Raw genomic sequence first — 15,444 nt, 5'->3', positions numbered from 1 at the left:
AGTCTAGGACGCCGTCACTGCGTTCTGCTGGGATGCGACGTGCGCGGACACCGCTGCGGACACCTCGGCGCGTCGACGGTCGATCACGTCGCCCATGTCGCGCGCCAGCGCCGGGGTGGACCGGACGATCTGGTCGAGCGCCGTGGCGGGGATGACCAGCACCGAGACCTCGGTGAGCGCCGTTGCGGTCGTGAGCAGCGCCTCCCGGGTCAACGCCGTCTGTCCGACGTAGTCGCCGGCCTCGACGCGGGTCGCCGGCAACTCGGCGTCCTCGAACGGGACCCGCAGGTCCACGCTGCCGGACAGGACGAACCGGACCGAGTCCGGCACGGACCCCACCCGGTGGATGACCTCGCCGGCGGCGTACCGCTCCAGGCGCACGACCGGGGCGAGCGCGACACTGTCGTCCGCGCTCAGGTAGAGCGTCGCGGCGATGGCCGCGAGCGCCTCGTCGCGGCGGGTGTCCGTCACGAAGTCGTCGGTGGTGTCGCCGTCGAGCCCGAGTCCGGCGCGACGAGCGGCGTACCAGAGCCACATCCGGAACTGGGCGAGCGCGTCGGCCTCCTGGGACGGGCCGCGCACCTGGAACGACACCGCGTACGCCGCGCCGCCCGCCGGCACCGCCGTCGGTCGCGTCCCGGCGTACAGCTGCGGGAGACCGCTGGCGACCCGCTCGAGCAGGGCGACCACGGCGGCGGGTGGATCGTCCGTCGTGAACGTGACGTCGGTCGACACCGGGAACGTGCCACCGGTGCGGCTGAGGTTCGTGAACGACGCCCCGGCCAACGATCCGATCGGGGTGATCAGGATGCCCTCGCCGGTGTCGACGTGCACCGATCGCCAGTTGACCTCGACCACCCGGCCGCGCGTGCCGCCGATGTCGAGCCAGTCGCCGAGGCGGAACGGCTGCTCGAACAGCAGGAACAGGCCGGCGACGATGGGCCCGACGGCGGTCTGCAACGCGAGGGCGATCACGAACGACCCGACCCCGAGCGCCGTGAAGATGCCGCCGATGTCGGTCCCCCACACGATGCGGAACACCACCGCGAGGCCGATCGCCACCAGGATGACGCGGGCGATGTCGACGAAGATCGACGGGATCTTCTCGCGCCAGGTCCCCTTCCGGGCGTTCGTGAACATCAGGATGTTCAGCCCGTTCAGCACGAAGACGATCAGCAGGAAGCCGAGCACGGTCGCGATGACCTGGCTGACCACCGGCCGACCCGGGTCGACCGCGTCGGTCACCTGCACCGACAGGACCAGGATCGCGATGACCGGGACGACGGCGTTGCGCAGCAGCGCGACGACCTTCGACATCGGGTTGTGCCGGCGCTCGAGGCTCGACTGCACCTCGGTCAACAGGAGCAGCAGGAGTGGCAACCCGACGATCACGCTGATCGACGGCCAGAACCACGCCTGCTCCCAGAAGGCGGTCACGACGCCACCCGCTCGAGCTTCCAGACCTTCTGCGGACCGGTCTGGGTCTGCACCGTCCCGACGTCCTGCACGCCACCGCGGTCACCGAGCTTGTCGATCACCCGCTGCGTCGCGTACACCCCGGGCGCGGGCGCGATGCCCTGGACCCGGTACGCCAGGCTGACGGCATCGCCCCACATGTCGTAGACGATGCTGGAACGACCGACCAGACCACTCGTCACCTGGCCGGTGTCGATGCCCGCGCGCAGCCCGACCTTCGAACCGTGCTGGGCGTTGAACCGCTCGAGTGCACCCTGTGCTTCCTCCGCCCAGTCGACCACCCGCCGGACGTTGTCGACGCGGGGCACGCTCAGACCGCAGCTGGCCAGGTACCCGCTGCGCGTCGTGCGCACCCGCTCGATGCCGTGCCGACCAGCGGCCTCGTCGAGGGACCGCCACAGGTCGTTGAGCAGCGACAGGGACTCCTCCGCCGTCAGGCCGGCGGCGAAGTCGTCGTACCCGATGATGTCCGCGTAGACCACCGCGACGTCCTGGTGGTCCGAGGCGATGGTCTCGTCGCCCTGCTTGTACCGCCGGGCGACCTCCTCCGGCATGAGCGTCAGGAGCAGGGTGTCGTTCTGCCGCCGCTGCTCGTCGAGCAGGTCCTGCTTCACCTGCAGGCTCCGGCTCATGTCGTTGAAGGCGAGCCCGAGGTCACCGATCTCGTCACCGGCCTTCGTCTTCACCTCGACGCCGAGATCGCCGCTGCTGACCCGGTTCACCGCGGTCTGCAGTCGGCGGATGGGGCGGACGAAGACCTGCGCCAGCAGCAGCGACAGCAGGCTCACCAGGACGATGATGGCGACCAGGGACAACCCGATGTTCCGGGCGAAGTCGTTCACCGGCGCGAAGGCCTCAGCGGTGTCCATCTGCGCCACGACCACCCAGCGCAGGCCGTCCACCTCGAGCGGCGCGTACGCGGACAACACCTCCTTGCCCCGGTAGTCGTTCGAGATCACCGTGCCCGACTTGCCCTGCAGTGCCCGGCTGACCGGGGTGGTGTTGACCTCCTGCAGGAGCACCGACCCCTTCACGGCGATCTGTCGCGCGGCCGTGCCGGGTGCGGTCCCCGCGGCGATCACGTCGCGCTGGTACTGCTTCGGGTGCTCGAGCAGCTGGCGCGGGTAGGACCGCATCAGGTGGTCCGCCCCCACCAGGTACGACTCCCCCGTGTCGCCGAGCCCGTCGTCGGCCCAGTCCTGGTTGCCCGTCATGACCTGGTTGATGAGGTCCACCGGCACCTGCACGGCCAGCACGCCGATGATCTTGCCGTCGTCGGCCACCGGGGACATCACCCACAGCGTCGGGACGTTCAGGCTCGGTGCGTACCGGGCGAAGTCGGTCACCACGAAGTCGTCCGCACTGGTCAGCTGCAGCGCCTCCTCGTACCCGCTCGCCAGGTTCGAGTCGCGGTACGGGCCGTCCTGCAGGTTCGAACCGAGGTCCGCCCCGGAGTAGGTCGAGTACGTCACGTCGCCGTCGGTGTCCATGAGGAGCAGGTCCTCGTAACCGGCGGACTCGACCGCCTGGCGGAAGTACGGCTGGTACTCGGCGTGCGCCTCGGACCACTTGCTGCCGTCACCGGCGTCGTCGAGTTGCGCGGCCTGGTCGTAGTCGTCGAAGGGCGCCGTGTACCGGGCTTGCAGGTACGCCTGCGGATCGGTCGTCGGCGCAAACTGGTCCGGGTTCGCCGAGCCGCCACTCCGCGCGTCGAGCTGCGGGACGAAGGTGTCCGCGTACCAGGCGTCGACCTTCGTGTGGTCGGCGTCGGACACCGGACGGTCGCGCAGGTCGTCCCACCCGGCCGAGAACGCCTTGGTCGCGCCGATCACGCTCTCGTTGCGGGTCTGCGCGACGACCGTCTGCGTGAACTGGTCGAACGACCGCTTCAGCTCGGTGATCCGCGCCTCGCGCAGCGACGTCACCTGGTTGAGCGCCGCGTTCTCGAGCGAGGCACGACCGTTCAGGTACCCGACGACGCCGACCACCAGCGCCGCGATGATGCTCACGGCGAGCAGCATCACCAGGAGCTTCGACTGGATGTCGAGTGAGCCGCTCGTCAGGAACGCCCGGAGCTTGCCCTTCCCGCGCGGTGCGTCCTCGACGACGCGAGGACCGCCCGTCTGCGCGTCCGTCGCCGGGGGGATCGGGTCGGGACCGGGGCTGCTGGTGTCGGACGTCGGTGGGACTGCAGTCACTTCGAACTCCGCTCAGGAGGGCAGGGTGCACGCGTGCGCGTCAACCACAGGTACCACGCGAGCAACACTCGTGTCAGGTATCCGACGTTCGTTGCGGCTTCGTGACCTCGGTGGTCGCGTTCGCGACACCTGTCGCGGGGCGGGCCGGAGACGACGGGCTGGAGACGCGGGCTGGAGACGCGGGTGGTCGGACGGGAGGCGCGCTGCGGCCCGGTCACGGGCCTCCCGTCCGCCGTCGGGTCACCTGTCCGTTCCGCGCACGCGCCGCGCACGCTGGCACCGGTCGGTCTGTGCGCACCGGCGCCGGCCGGCCGGCTCAGCGCTCGACGGTGTCTGCCGGGGTGTTCTGCTGCCGGTGCAGGAGCGCGTAGGTGCCGTCGAGCGCGAGGAGCTCGTCGTGCGTGCCCTGCTCGACGATCCGCCCGTGGTCGAGCACGAAGATGACGTCGGCGTCCCGGATCGTCGACAGCCGGTGCGCGATCGAGATGGTGGTGCGCCCCGCGGCGGCGGTGTCGAGCGCAGTCTGCACCACGCGCTCCGAGATCGAGTCGAGCGCGCTCGTGGCCTCGTCGAGCACGAGCACGGGAGGGTCCTTCAGGAGCACCCGCGCGATCGCGATCCGCTGCTTCTCGCCGCCGGACAGTCGGTACCCACGTTCCCCCACGACCGTGTCGTAGCCGTCCGGGAACGAGGCGATCGTGTCGTGGATGTTCGCCGCGCGTGCCGCCCGTTCGACCTCGTCGTCGGTCGCGTCCGGCTTGGCGTAGCGCAGGTTGTCGCCGATCGTCGCGTGGAACAGGTACGTCTCCTGGCTGACGATCCCCACGTGGCGCATGAGGTCCTCGTGCACGAGGTCGCGGACGTCCTGTCCGGCGAACCGCACGGAACCCTCGGTCGCCTCGTACAAGCGCGGCACCAGGTACGACACGGTGGTCTTGCCCGCACCAGACGGACCGACGAAGGCGGCGAACTGCCCGGGTCGGAGGTCGAACGAGACCCCGCGGAGCGTCGGCTTGTCGGCCTCGCCGTCCGGGTACGTGAACGTCACATCGTCGAACGCGACGTGACCGACCATGGTGTCGTCGACGGGCTTCGCCGTGGGCGAGTCGGTGATCGCGGGCTTCAGGTCGAAGTACTCGAAGATCCGAGCGAACAGCGCTCCGGAGGTCTGCAGGTCGAGCACCACCCGGAGCAGTCCGACCGTCGGGAACAGCAAGCGCGACTGCACCGTCGTGAACGCGACGATGGTGCCGGCGGTGATCGGGACGTCGCCGATGATCAGCCAGGCTGCGACGAGGTAGATGATCGCCGGGATGATCGACAGGAAGATCTGCACGATCGCGAAGAACCACTGCCCGGACATCTGCTGGCGGACCTGCAACTGGATCTGGTTGCGGTTCTCGTCCCCGTAGCGGCGGGTCTCACTGCGCTGCTGGTTGAAGCTCTTGGCCAGCAGGATGCCGGAGACGCTCAGTGCCTCTTGCGTGATCGCCGTCATGTCGGACAGCGACTCCTGCGTCTGCCCGGCGATGCGGGCACGGACCTGCCCGACCCGACGCTGCGCGATGACGAGCAACGGCAGCAGCACGACCGCGACCAGGGTCATCTGCCAGCTCAGCAACAGCATGGCGACGATGGCGGCGATGACCGTGACGGTGTTGCCGAGCACCGACGAGATCGTGTTGTTCAGCACGCTCGCGACGCCGCCGACGTCGTTCTGCAGGCGGGACTGGATGACACCGGTCTTCGTGCGGGTGAAGAACGCGAGTTCCATGCGCTGCAGGTGCCCGAACAGGCGCATCCGCATGGCGCCCATGACCTTGTTGCCGACCGTCGCCGTCAGGTAGGTCTGCCAGACGCCCACCCCGGCGCTCGCGATCCAGAGGAACACCATCGCCGACACGAGCTCGACCAGCACCGGGACGTCGGGGCTGCCGGAGGGTGGGAACAGGCCCCGGTCGAACGCCTGCTGCGTCAACAGCGGCGGGATCACCGAGATCGCCGCGCCGATCAGGACGAGGACGACCGTCAGGATGATCGACCGCCGGTGCGGGACGAACAGCCCGGCGATCCGCTTCACCAGGTGCGGGATCTTCGGCGCTTCGGCGTTGGCGGCCTTCTGCGCACGGAAGTCACCGCTGGAGATCCGGCCGCCGCCGCGCGGACCACCGCCACCGCCGCCCCCGCGCATCCCGCCGCCCATGCTCATGCAGCAACCGTATCCCCGCGGTCGGACATCGGCGCGCGCTCGACGACCGACGTTCCGCAGTGCAGTCCGACGGCCGTATTTGACCGCGTTCAGGGGGCGTGCGAGCATGTGCCGTCCCCGCCCCCGCACCACCGAGGTCCCATGACGTCCGCGCCGTCCCGTCCCACGTCCCTCCGCCAGCAGCTCGCCCGCCGCAAGCCGATCGAGCAACTGCAGTCCGAGGCGGCCGTCGGCGTGAACGGCGAACCGCTCCGCCGGTCGCTCGGTGTCTGGCACCTGACGATGATCAGCGTCGGCGCGACCCTCGGGACCGGCATCCTCGTGGTGCTCGGCACGGCCGTGCCGCTCGCGGGTCCCGCCGTGTGGATCTCCTTCGTCGTCGCCGGGATCGCGGCCCTGCTCTCGGCACTGTCCTACGCCGAGATGGCCGGAGCCGTCCCGACCTCGGGGTCGAGCTACTCGTACACCTACGCCACGATGGGCGAGGGCATCGCGTGGGTCTGCGGGTGGTGCCTCGTCCTCGAGTACGCCGTCTCGGTGGCCGCGGTCGCGGTCGGCGCGAGCGAGTACGTGGACGAGACCCTGCGCGTGTTCGGGTTGCACCTGCCGACAGCACTGTCCGCGCCTCCGGGCGACGGCGGCGTCGTGAACCTGCCGGCGGCCGTCCTGGTCCTGCTCGCCACCGTCGTCCTGATCCCCGGTGCCCGGGAGAGCGCCTGGGTGAACACCGTCATGGTCGTCGTGAAGATCGCACTGCTCGTGTTCTTCGTGGTCGTCGCCTTCACGGCCTTCCAGGCGCAGAACTTCGAGCCGCTCGCGCCGATGGGTGCCGCCGGGGTGACCGCCGCCGCGTCCAGGCTCTTCTTCTCGTACATCGGTTTCGACGCCGCCTCCACCGCCGGCGAAGAGGCGAAGAACCCCCGCCGCGACCTCCCCCGGGCGATCATCGGTTCGATCGCGCTCATCACGGCGCTCTACATCCTCGTCGCCATCGCCGCGATCGGTGCCCGTTCGTGGACGGACTTCTCGTCGTCCGAGGCCTCGCTCGTCCGCATCGTGGTCGACGTCACGGGTCAGCCCCTCGTCGCGCTGGTCTTCTCGATCGGCGCGGTGATCGCGATCGCGAGCGTCGTGCTGACCGTGCTCTACGGTCAGACCCGGATCCTGCTCACCATGGCCCGCGACGGCCTGGTCCCGAAGGTCTTCGGTCGGGTCTCCCGGCGCACCGGCACCCCCATCGCGAACACGTTGATCATCGGCATCGCGGTCACGATCGTCGCCGCCCTGGTCCCCCTGGGCGAGCTCGCCGACGCCACCAGCATCGGGACCCTCGTCGCGTTCGCGCTCGTCAACGTGTCGGTCATCGTGCTCCGTCGCTCGCAGCCCGACCTCGAGCGCTCGTACCGCGTGCCGCTGTTCCCCGTCGTGCCGATCCTCGGCGCCCTGAGCTGCGTGCTCCTGGCGGTGTTCCTCGGCGCAACGACGTGGATCGCCTTCGGCATCTGGATGGTCGTCGGCGCCGTGCTCTACCTGGCCTACGGCCGCCGCCACAGCACCTTGCGCTGACCCGCGCCGCCCGCCGGCGACTTCGCGGGCCCAGCGACAGTTCACGCGTCCCACTGCCCGTGAGACGTCGCTGAGCCCGTGAACTCGATGCTGACTCATTCCTCCACAGGGACGGCGCCGGGGCTCCAGGTCCACAGGTGTCCGACGGGCAGACACGGCACGGACCGCCTCGACGATCATCACGGCATGAACGAGAGCACCCACCGGCCACGCCTGCTCCGGGCGACAGCACTGGATCCGGCGAACGCAAGACTCCTGCAACGCAAGCATGCGTCGGGCACACTCGTCCGCCTGCTCGCTGGCGTGTACATCCCAGCGGACGAATGGGAGGCCCTCAGCCCTGTCGGCCAGCACCTCGCTCGCGCACGGGCGATCGCTCCACGGCTCCGAGTCGGGTCGGTGTTCTCGCACGTCACCGCCGCATTGATGCACGGGTGGCCGCTGGTCGGGACCGCTCCAGATCGCGTCCACGTCATCGACCCGGCGGTCCCGTCGATCCAGCACCGAGCAGGTCTCGTCCGGCACCCCTGGCCAGGGCCGCCCCTGAACGACTCGGTCGCCTTCGACGGTGTGCCGGTCACCGCCGCACTCGACACCGCGCTCGCGCTCATCACCTCGAGTGCACCCCACACCGCAGCGGTCGCCGTCGATGCGGCAGTCCGGCAGGGAGCGATCGCTCGCGACGACCTCCGCCGGTCTGTCCCGATCCGTCCAGCGCGCGGATCCGTGCGTGCGGAGACCGTGCTCGCTGCGTTGGACGCTCGACACGAGTCGGTCGGCGAGTCGTTCGCCGCGATCCGGTTCGTCCAGCTCGGACTCCCGCCGTGCGAGCCACAGGCCGAGTTCCGACACCGAGACGGCACCGTCGACCGCGTCGACTTCTGGTTCCCGACGTTGGGCGTGACCGTCGAGTTCGACGGGCGACAGAAGTACGTCGACCCGTCCATGCTGCGGGGGCGCGATCCTGCGGACGTGCTCTGGGCCGAGAAACGACGTGAAGACCGGCTCCGTGCGCTCCCCATCGTCCGCGCCGTCATCCGCGTCACCTGGTGGCACCTGGTCGAGCCCGATCGCCTCCGCGCGCTCTTCCGCTCGCACGGCATATCTTTCTGAGCAGTGCGATCTCACGCGCTGTGCGACACCTCACGCCACCGGCGACCCGCGAACTGTCGCTCAGCGCGAAAGGTCGCGCACGACGAAGGCCGCCACCCCGAGGGGCAGCGGCCTTCGTGAACCGAACGGTCGAGACTACGCGAGCTCGATCGTGGCGCCAGCGGCCTCGAGGGTCGCCTTCGCCTTCTCGGCGGTCTCCTTGTTCGCACCCTCGAGGATCTTGGCGTCGGCGGTCTCGACGAGCGCCTTGGCCTCACCGAGGCCGAGCGACGTCAGGCCACGGACCTCCTTGATGACCTGGATCTTCTTGTCACCAGCGGACTTGAGGATGACGTCGAACTCGGTCTTCTCCTCAGCGGCCTCGGCCGGGGCAGCGGCGGCCGGAGCGGCAGCAGCGGCCGGGGCAGCAGCGGTGACCTCGAAGACCTCTTCGAACTTCTTCACGAAGTCCGAGAGCTCGATGAGCGTGAGCTCCTTGAAGGCCTCGATGAGCTCGTCCTGCGAAAGCTTCGCCATGATTTTCTCCTACTACTCAGTAATACGTGTGGTTGTGGAACGCGAGCCTGATCAGGCCGCGGACTCCTGCTTCTCGCGAAGGGCGTCCACGGTGCGGACGGCCTGCGAGAGGGGGGCCTGGAACAGGTACGCAGCACCGAACAGCGAGGCCTTGAAGGCGCCGGCGAGCTTGCCGAGCAGAACTTCACGGGACTCGAGGTCGGCGAGCTTGTCCACCTCGGTCGCGGTGAGCGGGTTACCGTCGAAGTAACCGCCCTTCACCACGAGCTCGGGGTTCGCCTTGGCGAATGCACGCAGCGACTTCGCGACGGCGACGGTGTCACCGTGGACGAAGGCGAGAGCGGACGGACCGGCGAGTTCCTCGTCGAACGAGGAGATGCCGGCGTTGTTCGCCGCGATCTTGGTCAGCGTGTTCTTCACCACGGCGTACGTGGCGTGCTCACGGATCGAGTTGCGGAGCTCCTTGAGCTGCGCGACCGTGAGACCGCGGTACTCGGTGAGCAGAACGGCGTTCGAGCTACGGAAGGACTCCGTGAGCTCGGCGACCGCAGCTTCCTTGTTCGCCATGGTTCTCCTTGGGGTTTCTTGCCGGTAGCCCCAGGTCCACGAACGAAAAAAGCTCCGGCGCAGAGGCTCGGAGCTGCTCTCACCAGATGGTGGGAGTGGTTCGGAACACCTGCGCGGGATGCCTCACGAGTGAGGACCTTCGATCACGCTGCGAGCAGCACGACATCCGGCGGTCTTTGGCTTCGAGAACTGTACCAGACGCCGTGGGCGTCACCAAACACGGGACGGGAGGCGCGGTGCGGGCCCGCCCCGCGCCTCCCCAGCGTCAGTGGGTCGCGTCCACCGCAGCGGGCGTCCCCGACCAATCAGCGGACACCGCAGCAGCGGCCGACGCGGCCGACTCCGACTCCGACGCGGCCGACGGATCCACCGGCAGGTGCACCGTGAACACGGTGTCGCCCGGCACGCTCGCCACCTCGACGCTGCCGCCGTGCGCCTGCACGACCGCGTCCACGATCGCGAGCCCGAGCCCGGTCGACCCCACGGTGCGCGACCGGGAGCTGTCGGCACGGGCGAACCGCTCGAACAGCTTCGGCAGGAACTCCGGGTCGATGCCCTGGCCGGTGTCCCGCACGGTCAGGTCCACGCCGGGGCCGGACGGCGACGGCGCGAGACCCACGGTGATGCGGGTGCCCTCTGGTGTGTGGGTCCTGGCGTTGGTGACGAGGTTCACGATCACCTGGTGCAGGCGTGCGGCGTCCCCCACGACCACGACGGGTGAGGACGGCACGTCGATCTCGATGACGTGCTCCGGCGATGCTGCGTGGGCGTCGTTGACGGCGTCGAGCACGAGGCCGGTCAGGTCGACCTCGTCGAACTGGATCTCGCGCCCCTCGTCGAGGCGGGCGAGGAGCAGCAGGTCCTCGACCATCGACGTCATCCGGATCGACTCGGACTCGATGCGGCTCATGGCGTAGACGACGTCCTTCGGCAGGTCACCACCCATCCGACGGGTGAGCTCGGCGTACCCACGCACGGAGGCGAGTGGGGTGCGGAGCTCGTGCGAGGCGTCCGCGACGAACTGCCGGACCTTCTGCTCCGAGCGTTCCCGGGCCTGCATCGCGCTGCCGATGTGCCCGAGCATCCGGTTGAAGGCGCTGCCGACCCGGCCCACCTCGGTGCGGGGGTCGGTGTCGGGCACGCGGACGCCGTCCAGGGCGTCACTGCGGTCGAGGGGCATCCGGGCCACGGTCGAGGCGGTCTCGGCGACGCGCTCGAGCGGGCGGAGCGAACGCCGGACCACGACGGCGGCGACGATCGACGCGGCGAGCAGCGCGGTGCCGACGACGATGACGACCACCCAGAACAGCGACCAGACGCTGGCGTAGACCGGGGCCATCGGCAGTCCGACGACCAGGACGGCGGGACCGACGGTGACGGCGGTGAGCCGGTAGCGCCCGATGTCCGAGCCGAGGTCGACGGTCTCCGGGTCGCCGCCCACGCGCACCTGGCCGAGGGCCGAGGCACTCGACTGCGTGATGGAGCTCGGTCGCCCGTAGTCGTCGAGGACGTTCGCGATGACGACCTGCCCGTCCACGAAGTAGGCGGTCAGGGTCCCCGCGGCCTGCCCCGACGGACGGGACAGGTCGATGCTCGGCTGCCCGCTCTGGTTCTGCTCGAGGTAGCGCTGCGCACGGTGGGTGGCGCTGGTGATCTGCTTGTCGATCGCACCGGTCTGGATCGAGGAGAGCGCGATGATGCTCACCGCCCCGATCACCGCGCTGACGGCGACGACGAGGGCGACGATGCTCAGGACGAGCCGGCGCCGGAGGGTCACGAGGTGGGCTTGATGACGTACCCGACGCCGCGCACCGTGTGGATCATCGGGGTCTCACCGGCGTCGATCTTCTTGCGCAGGTAGGAGATGTAGATCTCGACGACCGAGGACTTGCCGCCGAAGTCGTACGACCACACGCGGTCCAGGATCTGCGCCTTCGACAGCACGCGACGGGGGTTGCGCATCAGGAAGCGGAGGAGCTCGAACTCGGTGGCGGTCAGCTCGATCGGCCGGCCGGCACGGTGCACCTCGTACGACTCCTCGTCGAGCACCAGGTCGCCGACGACGATGCGGGAGTCGCCGGCCTCGGAGATCGAGATCTGCGAGCGGCGGATGAGGCCCCGCAGTCGCGCCACGACCTCCTCGAGGGAGAACGGCTTGGTGACGTAGTCGTCGCCGCCGGCGGTGAGCCCGGTCACGCGGTCCTCGACCGAGTCCTTCGCGGTGAGGAACAGCACCGGGGTGTCGTCGTTGTTCTGCCGCAGCCGGCTGAGCACCTGCAGGCCGTCGAGGTCCGGCATCATCACGTCGAGCACCATCGCGTCGGGCTTGAACTCCCGCGCCGTCGTCAGGGCGTCCTGCCCGCCGTTCGCGCTCTTCACGTCCCAGCCCTCGTAGCGGAGCGCCATGGACAACAGGTCGGTGAGGCTGGCTTCGTCGTCGACGACCAGGATGCGCAACGGGGTTCCGTCGGCACGCGTGAGGCGCGGGGCTGCTGCAGGCTGGGAGATGGTCACGTCTTCGAGTATCGAGGAATTCCTATGAGCTGTCTGTGGGCCGCCCCTCCGCGCTCTGTGGATCGCTCCGAGGGCACTCGGCCGCTCCTTCGTAGGTTGGGGGGATGCTGCGATCCTCCGCTTGGCCACCGTCCGCCAGGCACGTCGACACCGCGGGGATCGAGGAGACGGCCGGGAGGCCCGGCTCGAGCCCGGCAGACCGTCTGACGGCCGCGCGCACACTCGCCGCCACCACCCCGCTCCTGTCCGCGGGGACCGCCGGCGGCTTCCTCGCCACACTCGCCGCCGTCGCCGCGGGCGACGTCGCGACCGCCCGCACCGTCGAACCCCACCTCGACGCGCTCGGCATCCTGCAGCAGGCCGACGTGCCGGTCCCCGCTGATTCGACCTGGGGCGTCTTCGCTGCCGAGGGCCCGGGACTCCGCCTCGAGGCTGCCCTGCAGGACGACGGCACGGCGATCCTCACCGGCACGAAGCCGTGGTGCTCCCTCGCGTCGACGCTGTCGCACGCGCTGGTGACCGCGCACGCCGGCGACGACCGTGTCCTCGTCGCCGTGGACCTGCGGCAGGACGGTGTCACCGCGCACGACGAGGCCTGGGTCGCCCGGGGCATGCCCGACGTGCCGAGCGGCCCGGTGGACTTCGACGGCGTCGCGGCACGGCTCGTCGGCGCTCCCGGTTGGTACCTGCAGCGACCGGGCTTCGCGTGGGGCGGCATCGGCGTCGCCGCGTGCTGGTGGGGCGGTGCGGTGGGCCTCGGCCGGGTCCTGCGCGCGCTGGCCGCGGCCCACCCGGAGTCCGAACTGCTGCAGGCCGCGCTCGGTGCGACCGTGCTCGACCTCGCGGACGCCGAGGACGCCCTCGCCGACGCCGCCGCCCGGATCGACCGGTCCGAGGAGCCCGACGCCGCCGAGGTCGACTGGCCGCTGCTCGCCCAGACGGTGCGCTCCCGGGTGCGCCGAGCGGTGGACGCCGTGCGCGAGCGGGTCGTCGCCACCGTCGGCCCGGCTCCCCTGACCTCGGACCCCGCGGTCGCGGCGCGGGTCGCCGACCTCGAGCTCTACGTGCTGCAGGACCACGGGGCCCGTGACCTCGCCCGGATCGGCCGCATCGTGACGGAGCGCGGCGGTGTCGCGTGGTGAGCTTCGACCACCGCGAGCCGGGCACCGACCCCGCGGTGTGGACGCCGTTCCTCGACACACGGTCGGCCGCACCCGTCGACCTGGGCGGCATCGGCTCCGTGGTGGTCCTCGCGCCGCACCCCGACGACGAGACCCTCGGTGCCGGCGGGCTCATCGCGACCGCAGCCGACGCGGGACTCCCCACCCACGTCGTGCTCCTCACCCGCGGCGAGCGCTCGCACCCGGACTCCCCCACCACGACGGCGTCGGAGCTGGCCACCGTGCGCGACGACGAGTTCACCCGGGCCCTCGCCACGCTGCACCCCGGGGTGACGGCGTCGTCGGTCGGGATCTCCGACGGCGGGACGCGGGAGCACCGGGACGAGGTCACCGACGCCCTGCGGCGAGCGCTCGACGACGCCGCGCGGCCGACGCTCGTGGTGGCGCCGTGGCGCGGGGACGGTCACCGGGACCACCGCATCGCGGGCGAGGTCGCCGAAGCGGTCACCGCCGAGGCCGCCGGGGTGTCGCTGCTGACGTACCCGATCTGGGCGTGGCACTGGGACGACCCGTCCGCGTCCGCACAGCCGTGGGACCGAGCCCGGGTCCTGCCATTGGCCGACGCCGTCCGGGAGCGGAAACGCGCCGCCCTCGACGCCTACGCCTCGCAGGTCCGCCCGCTGTCCGGTGCCGCCGGGGACGAGGCGATCATCGACGACCGGCACGCCGCGCACCACCTGCGGTCGACCGAGTGGTTCTTCGTGCCGGAGCCGACGGCGTCGCGCTCGCGGGAGTCGTTCGACGCGCACTACGAGCGGAAGCCGGAGGGCTGGGACTTCGAGCGCTCCTGGTACGAACGCCGCAAGCGAGCGGTGACGCTCGCCGCGCTCCCCCGCGAGCGGTACCGGTCCGCGCTCGAGCTCGGCTGCGCCACGGGCGTCCTCACCGCAGCGCTCGCCGAACGGGCCGACGCCGTGCTCGGCACCGACATCTCGGCCGCACCGTTGGCCCGGGCTGCCGTCCGTGCGCCGGGGGCCCGGTTCGTGCAGGCCTCGTTGCCCGCCGAGTGGCCGGCGGGTCGGTGGGACCTCGTCGTGATGTCCGAGGTGGGCTACTACCTGTCCCCCGATGATCTCGACGAGACGATCGACCGGGTGCTGGGGTCGCTCGACGACGACGGCGTGCTGGTCGCCTGCCACTGGCGCCACCCTGACGACGAGGCGGTGTCGAGCGGTGACGCGGTGGACGCCCGGCTCGCGGAACGGTGGCCACGACCGGCGCTCGTCCGCCACGTCGAACCGGACTTCGTGCTGAGCGTGCTGCCCGGCCCCGGCGTCGTGTCGGTCGCACGGGCCGAGGGACTCGTCCGGTGACCGCGCCCTCCGGCGTCACGCGGATCGACGTCGTGCTGCCCGCCCACGACGAGGAGGACCGCATCGCCGCCTGCCTCGACGCCCTGCTCGCCGCCCGCGCCCGACTCGCCGGGGAACACCCCGACGTGGCGGTCTCGGTGACGGTCGTGCTCGACGGCTGCACCGACGACACGGCGACGGTCGTCGAGCGCTTCCCCGTCGACGTCGTCGCGACCGCCCACGTCGGCGTCGGTCGGGCGCGCACCATCGGGGCCACGCACGCGCTCCGGCAGCACCCCGCCGACCCGGCGTCCCGCTGGCTCGCCCACACCGACGCGGACTCGCGGGTGCCGGAGGGCTGGCTCGTCCAGCAGGCCGACGCCCTCCGCTCCGGGGCGCACGTGCTCGTCGGCGCCGTCGTCCCCGACCCGGACGACCTGGACCCGGTCGTGCTCGCCCGGTGGACGCAGGCGCACCCGCCCGGTGCCGCGCTCGGGCACGTGCACGGCGCGAACCTCGGCGTGCTGGCATCGGCGTACCTGGCGCTCGGCGGGTTCGACCCCGTCCCCGAGCACGAGGACGTCCGGCTCGTCGAGCGGGCGCACGCGATGGGGTTCCGCGTCGACGCGACGGTCGACCTGCCCGTGGTGACGAGCGGTCGGTTCGCCGGCCGGACGCCCGGCGGCTACGCGGAGCACCTGCGCCGGGAGTACGGCGACGCGAGCTGAGGGCCCCTTAGACAGCTCATAGGCTGCCGATGGGGCGGCCACTGACCGGCTGCCTACGTTCTCCTCCGTCGGCCCCGCCGTGCG

General features: G+C 70.8%; 12 protein-coding genes. 5 read left to right on the top strand and 7 right to left on the bottom strand.

All coding sequences use genetic code 11. The features are described 5' to 3' along the window. Positions 1–3: 3 nt before the first annotated feature. From EDF28_RS13480 to EDF28_RS13470, 3 genes are all read right to left on the bottom strand, one after another. Positions 4–1,437 (bottom strand): mechanosensitive ion channel domain-containing protein, encoded by a 1,434-nt coding sequence (locus EDF28_RS13480; protein WP_123938635.1) that lies wholly within the window; start codon positions 1,435–1,437, stop codon positions 4–6. Then, positions 1,434–3,674 carry an adenylate/guanylate cyclase domain-containing protein gene (locus tag EDF28_RS13475; protein WP_123938634.1) on the bottom strand — a complete coding sequence of 747 codons (2,241 nt, stop codon included), beginning with the start codon at positions 3,672–3,674 and terminating at the stop codon, positions 1,434–1,436. Before EDF28_RS13475 ends, EDF28_RS13480 begins: the two co-directional genes overlap by 4 nt. 316 nt (positions 3,675–3,990) lie before the next feature. Further along, positions 3,991–5,865, bottom strand: a complete 1,875-nt coding sequence (locus EDF28_RS13470; protein WP_123938778.1) for an ABC transporter ATP-binding protein — start codon at positions 5,863–5,865, stop codon at positions 3,991–3,993. Positions 5,866–6,024: 159 nt separating this feature from the next. On the opposite strand from EDF28_RS13470, the gene EDF28_RS13465 reads away from it, so the two are divergent. Together EDF28_RS13465 and EDF28_RS13460 are read left to right on the top strand one after the other, a co-directional pair. Next, positions 6,025–7,449: an amino acid permease gene (locus EDF28_RS13465; RefSeq protein ID WP_123338869.1), complete on the top strand. Its 1,425-nt coding sequence runs from the start codon at positions 6,025–6,027 to the stop codon at positions 7,447–7,449. A 186-nt stretch (positions 7,450–7,635) separates the two neighbouring features. Continuing rightward, a complete protein-coding gene (locus EDF28_RS13460; RefSeq protein WP_123938633.1) occupies positions 7,636–8,562 on the top strand; it encodes a hypothetical protein in 927 nt (308 codons plus the stop codon). A 135-nt stretch (positions 8,563–8,697) separates the two neighbouring features. On the opposite strand, the gene rplL is transcribed toward EDF28_RS13460, so the two are convergent. From rplL to EDF28_RS13440, 4 genes are all read right to left on the bottom strand, one after another. Further along, complete coding sequence (gene rplL / locus EDF28_RS13455; protein ID WP_123938632.1) at positions 8,698–9,078, bottom strand: 50S ribosomal protein L7/L12; 381 nt, start codon at positions 9,076–9,078, stop codon at positions 8,698–8,700. Positions 9,079–9,129: 51 nt separating this feature from the next. Continuing rightward, positions 9,130–9,645: a 50S ribosomal protein L10 gene (rplJ, locus tag EDF28_RS13450; protein WP_123292121.1), complete on the bottom strand. Its 516-nt coding sequence runs from the start codon at positions 9,643–9,645 to the stop codon at positions 9,130–9,132. A 265-nt stretch (positions 9,646–9,910) separates the two neighbouring features. Next, complete coding sequence (locus EDF28_RS13445; protein WP_123938631.1) at positions 9,911–11,422, bottom strand: HAMP domain-containing sensor histidine kinase; 1,512 nt, start codon at positions 11,420–11,422, stop codon at positions 9,911–9,913. Continuing rightward, positions 11,419–12,159 (bottom strand): response regulator transcription factor, encoded by a 741-nt coding sequence (locus EDF28_RS13440; protein WP_017888661.1) that lies wholly within the window; start codon positions 12,157–12,159, stop codon positions 11,419–11,421. Before EDF28_RS13440 ends, EDF28_RS13445 begins: the two co-directional genes overlap by 4 nt. Before the next feature lie 104 nt (positions 12,160–12,263). Here EDF28_RS13440 and EDF28_RS13435 point away from each other — a divergent pair, with 104 nt between their 5' ends. From EDF28_RS13435 to EDF28_RS13425, 3 genes are read left to right on the top strand one after another with little or no spacing between them, the layout of a single operon-like run. After that, complete coding sequence (locus tag EDF28_RS13435) at positions 12,264–13,301, top strand: acyl-CoA/acyl-ACP dehydrogenase (RefSeq protein ID WP_123938630.1); 1,038 nt, start codon at positions 12,264–12,266, stop codon at positions 13,299–13,301. Next, on the top strand, positions 13,295–14,653 hold the full coding sequence (locus EDF28_RS13430) for a bifunctional PIG-L family deacetylase/class I SAM-dependent methyltransferase (protein WP_123938629.1): 1,359 nt from the start codon (positions 13,295–13,297) through the stop codon (positions 14,651–14,653). Before EDF28_RS13435 ends, EDF28_RS13430 begins: the two co-directional genes overlap by 7 nt. Then, positions 14,650–15,360 carry a glycosyltransferase family 2 protein gene (locus tag EDF28_RS13425; RefSeq protein WP_185094242.1) on the top strand — a complete coding sequence of 237 codons (711 nt, stop codon included), beginning with the start codon at positions 14,650–14,652 and terminating at the stop codon, positions 15,358–15,360. Before EDF28_RS13430 ends, EDF28_RS13425 begins: the two co-directional genes overlap by 4 nt. Positions 15,361–15,444: the final 84 nt, after the last annotated feature.

The sequence above is a fragment of the Curtobacterium sp. PhB137 genome, assembly GCF_003814955.1.
Classification (GTDB): Bacteria; Actinomycetota; Actinomycetes; order Actinomycetales; family Microbacteriaceae; genus Curtobacterium.
The sequence above is the reverse complement of the archived record's forward strand: the minus strand, read 5'-3'. Positions and strand labels throughout refer to the sequence as shown.

Coding starts and splice junctions, on each gene's coding strand:
- EDF28_RS13470 (WP_123938778.1), bottom strand. CDS start 5,865: ATGCGCGGGGGCGGCGGTGGCGGTGGTCCGCGCGGCGGCGGCCGGATC.
- EDF28_RS13465 (WP_123338869.1), top strand. CDS start 6,025: ATGACGTCCGCGCCGTCCCGTCCCACGTCCCTCCGCCAGCAGCTCGCC.
- EDF28_RS13460 (WP_123938633.1), top strand. CDS start 7,636: ATGAACGAGAGCACCCACCGGCCACGCCTGCTCCGGGCGACAGCACTG.
- rplL (WP_123938632.1), bottom strand. CDS start 9,078: ATGGCGAAGCTTTCGCAGGACGAGCTCATCGAGGCCTTCAAGGAGCTC.
- rplJ (WP_123292121.1), bottom strand. CDS start 9,645: ATGGCGAACAAGGAAGCTGCGGTCGCCGAGCTCACGGAGTCCTTCCGT.
- EDF28_RS13435 (WP_123938630.1), top strand. CDS start 12,264: ATGCTGCGATCCTCCGCTTGGCCACCGTCCGCCAGGCACGTCGACACC.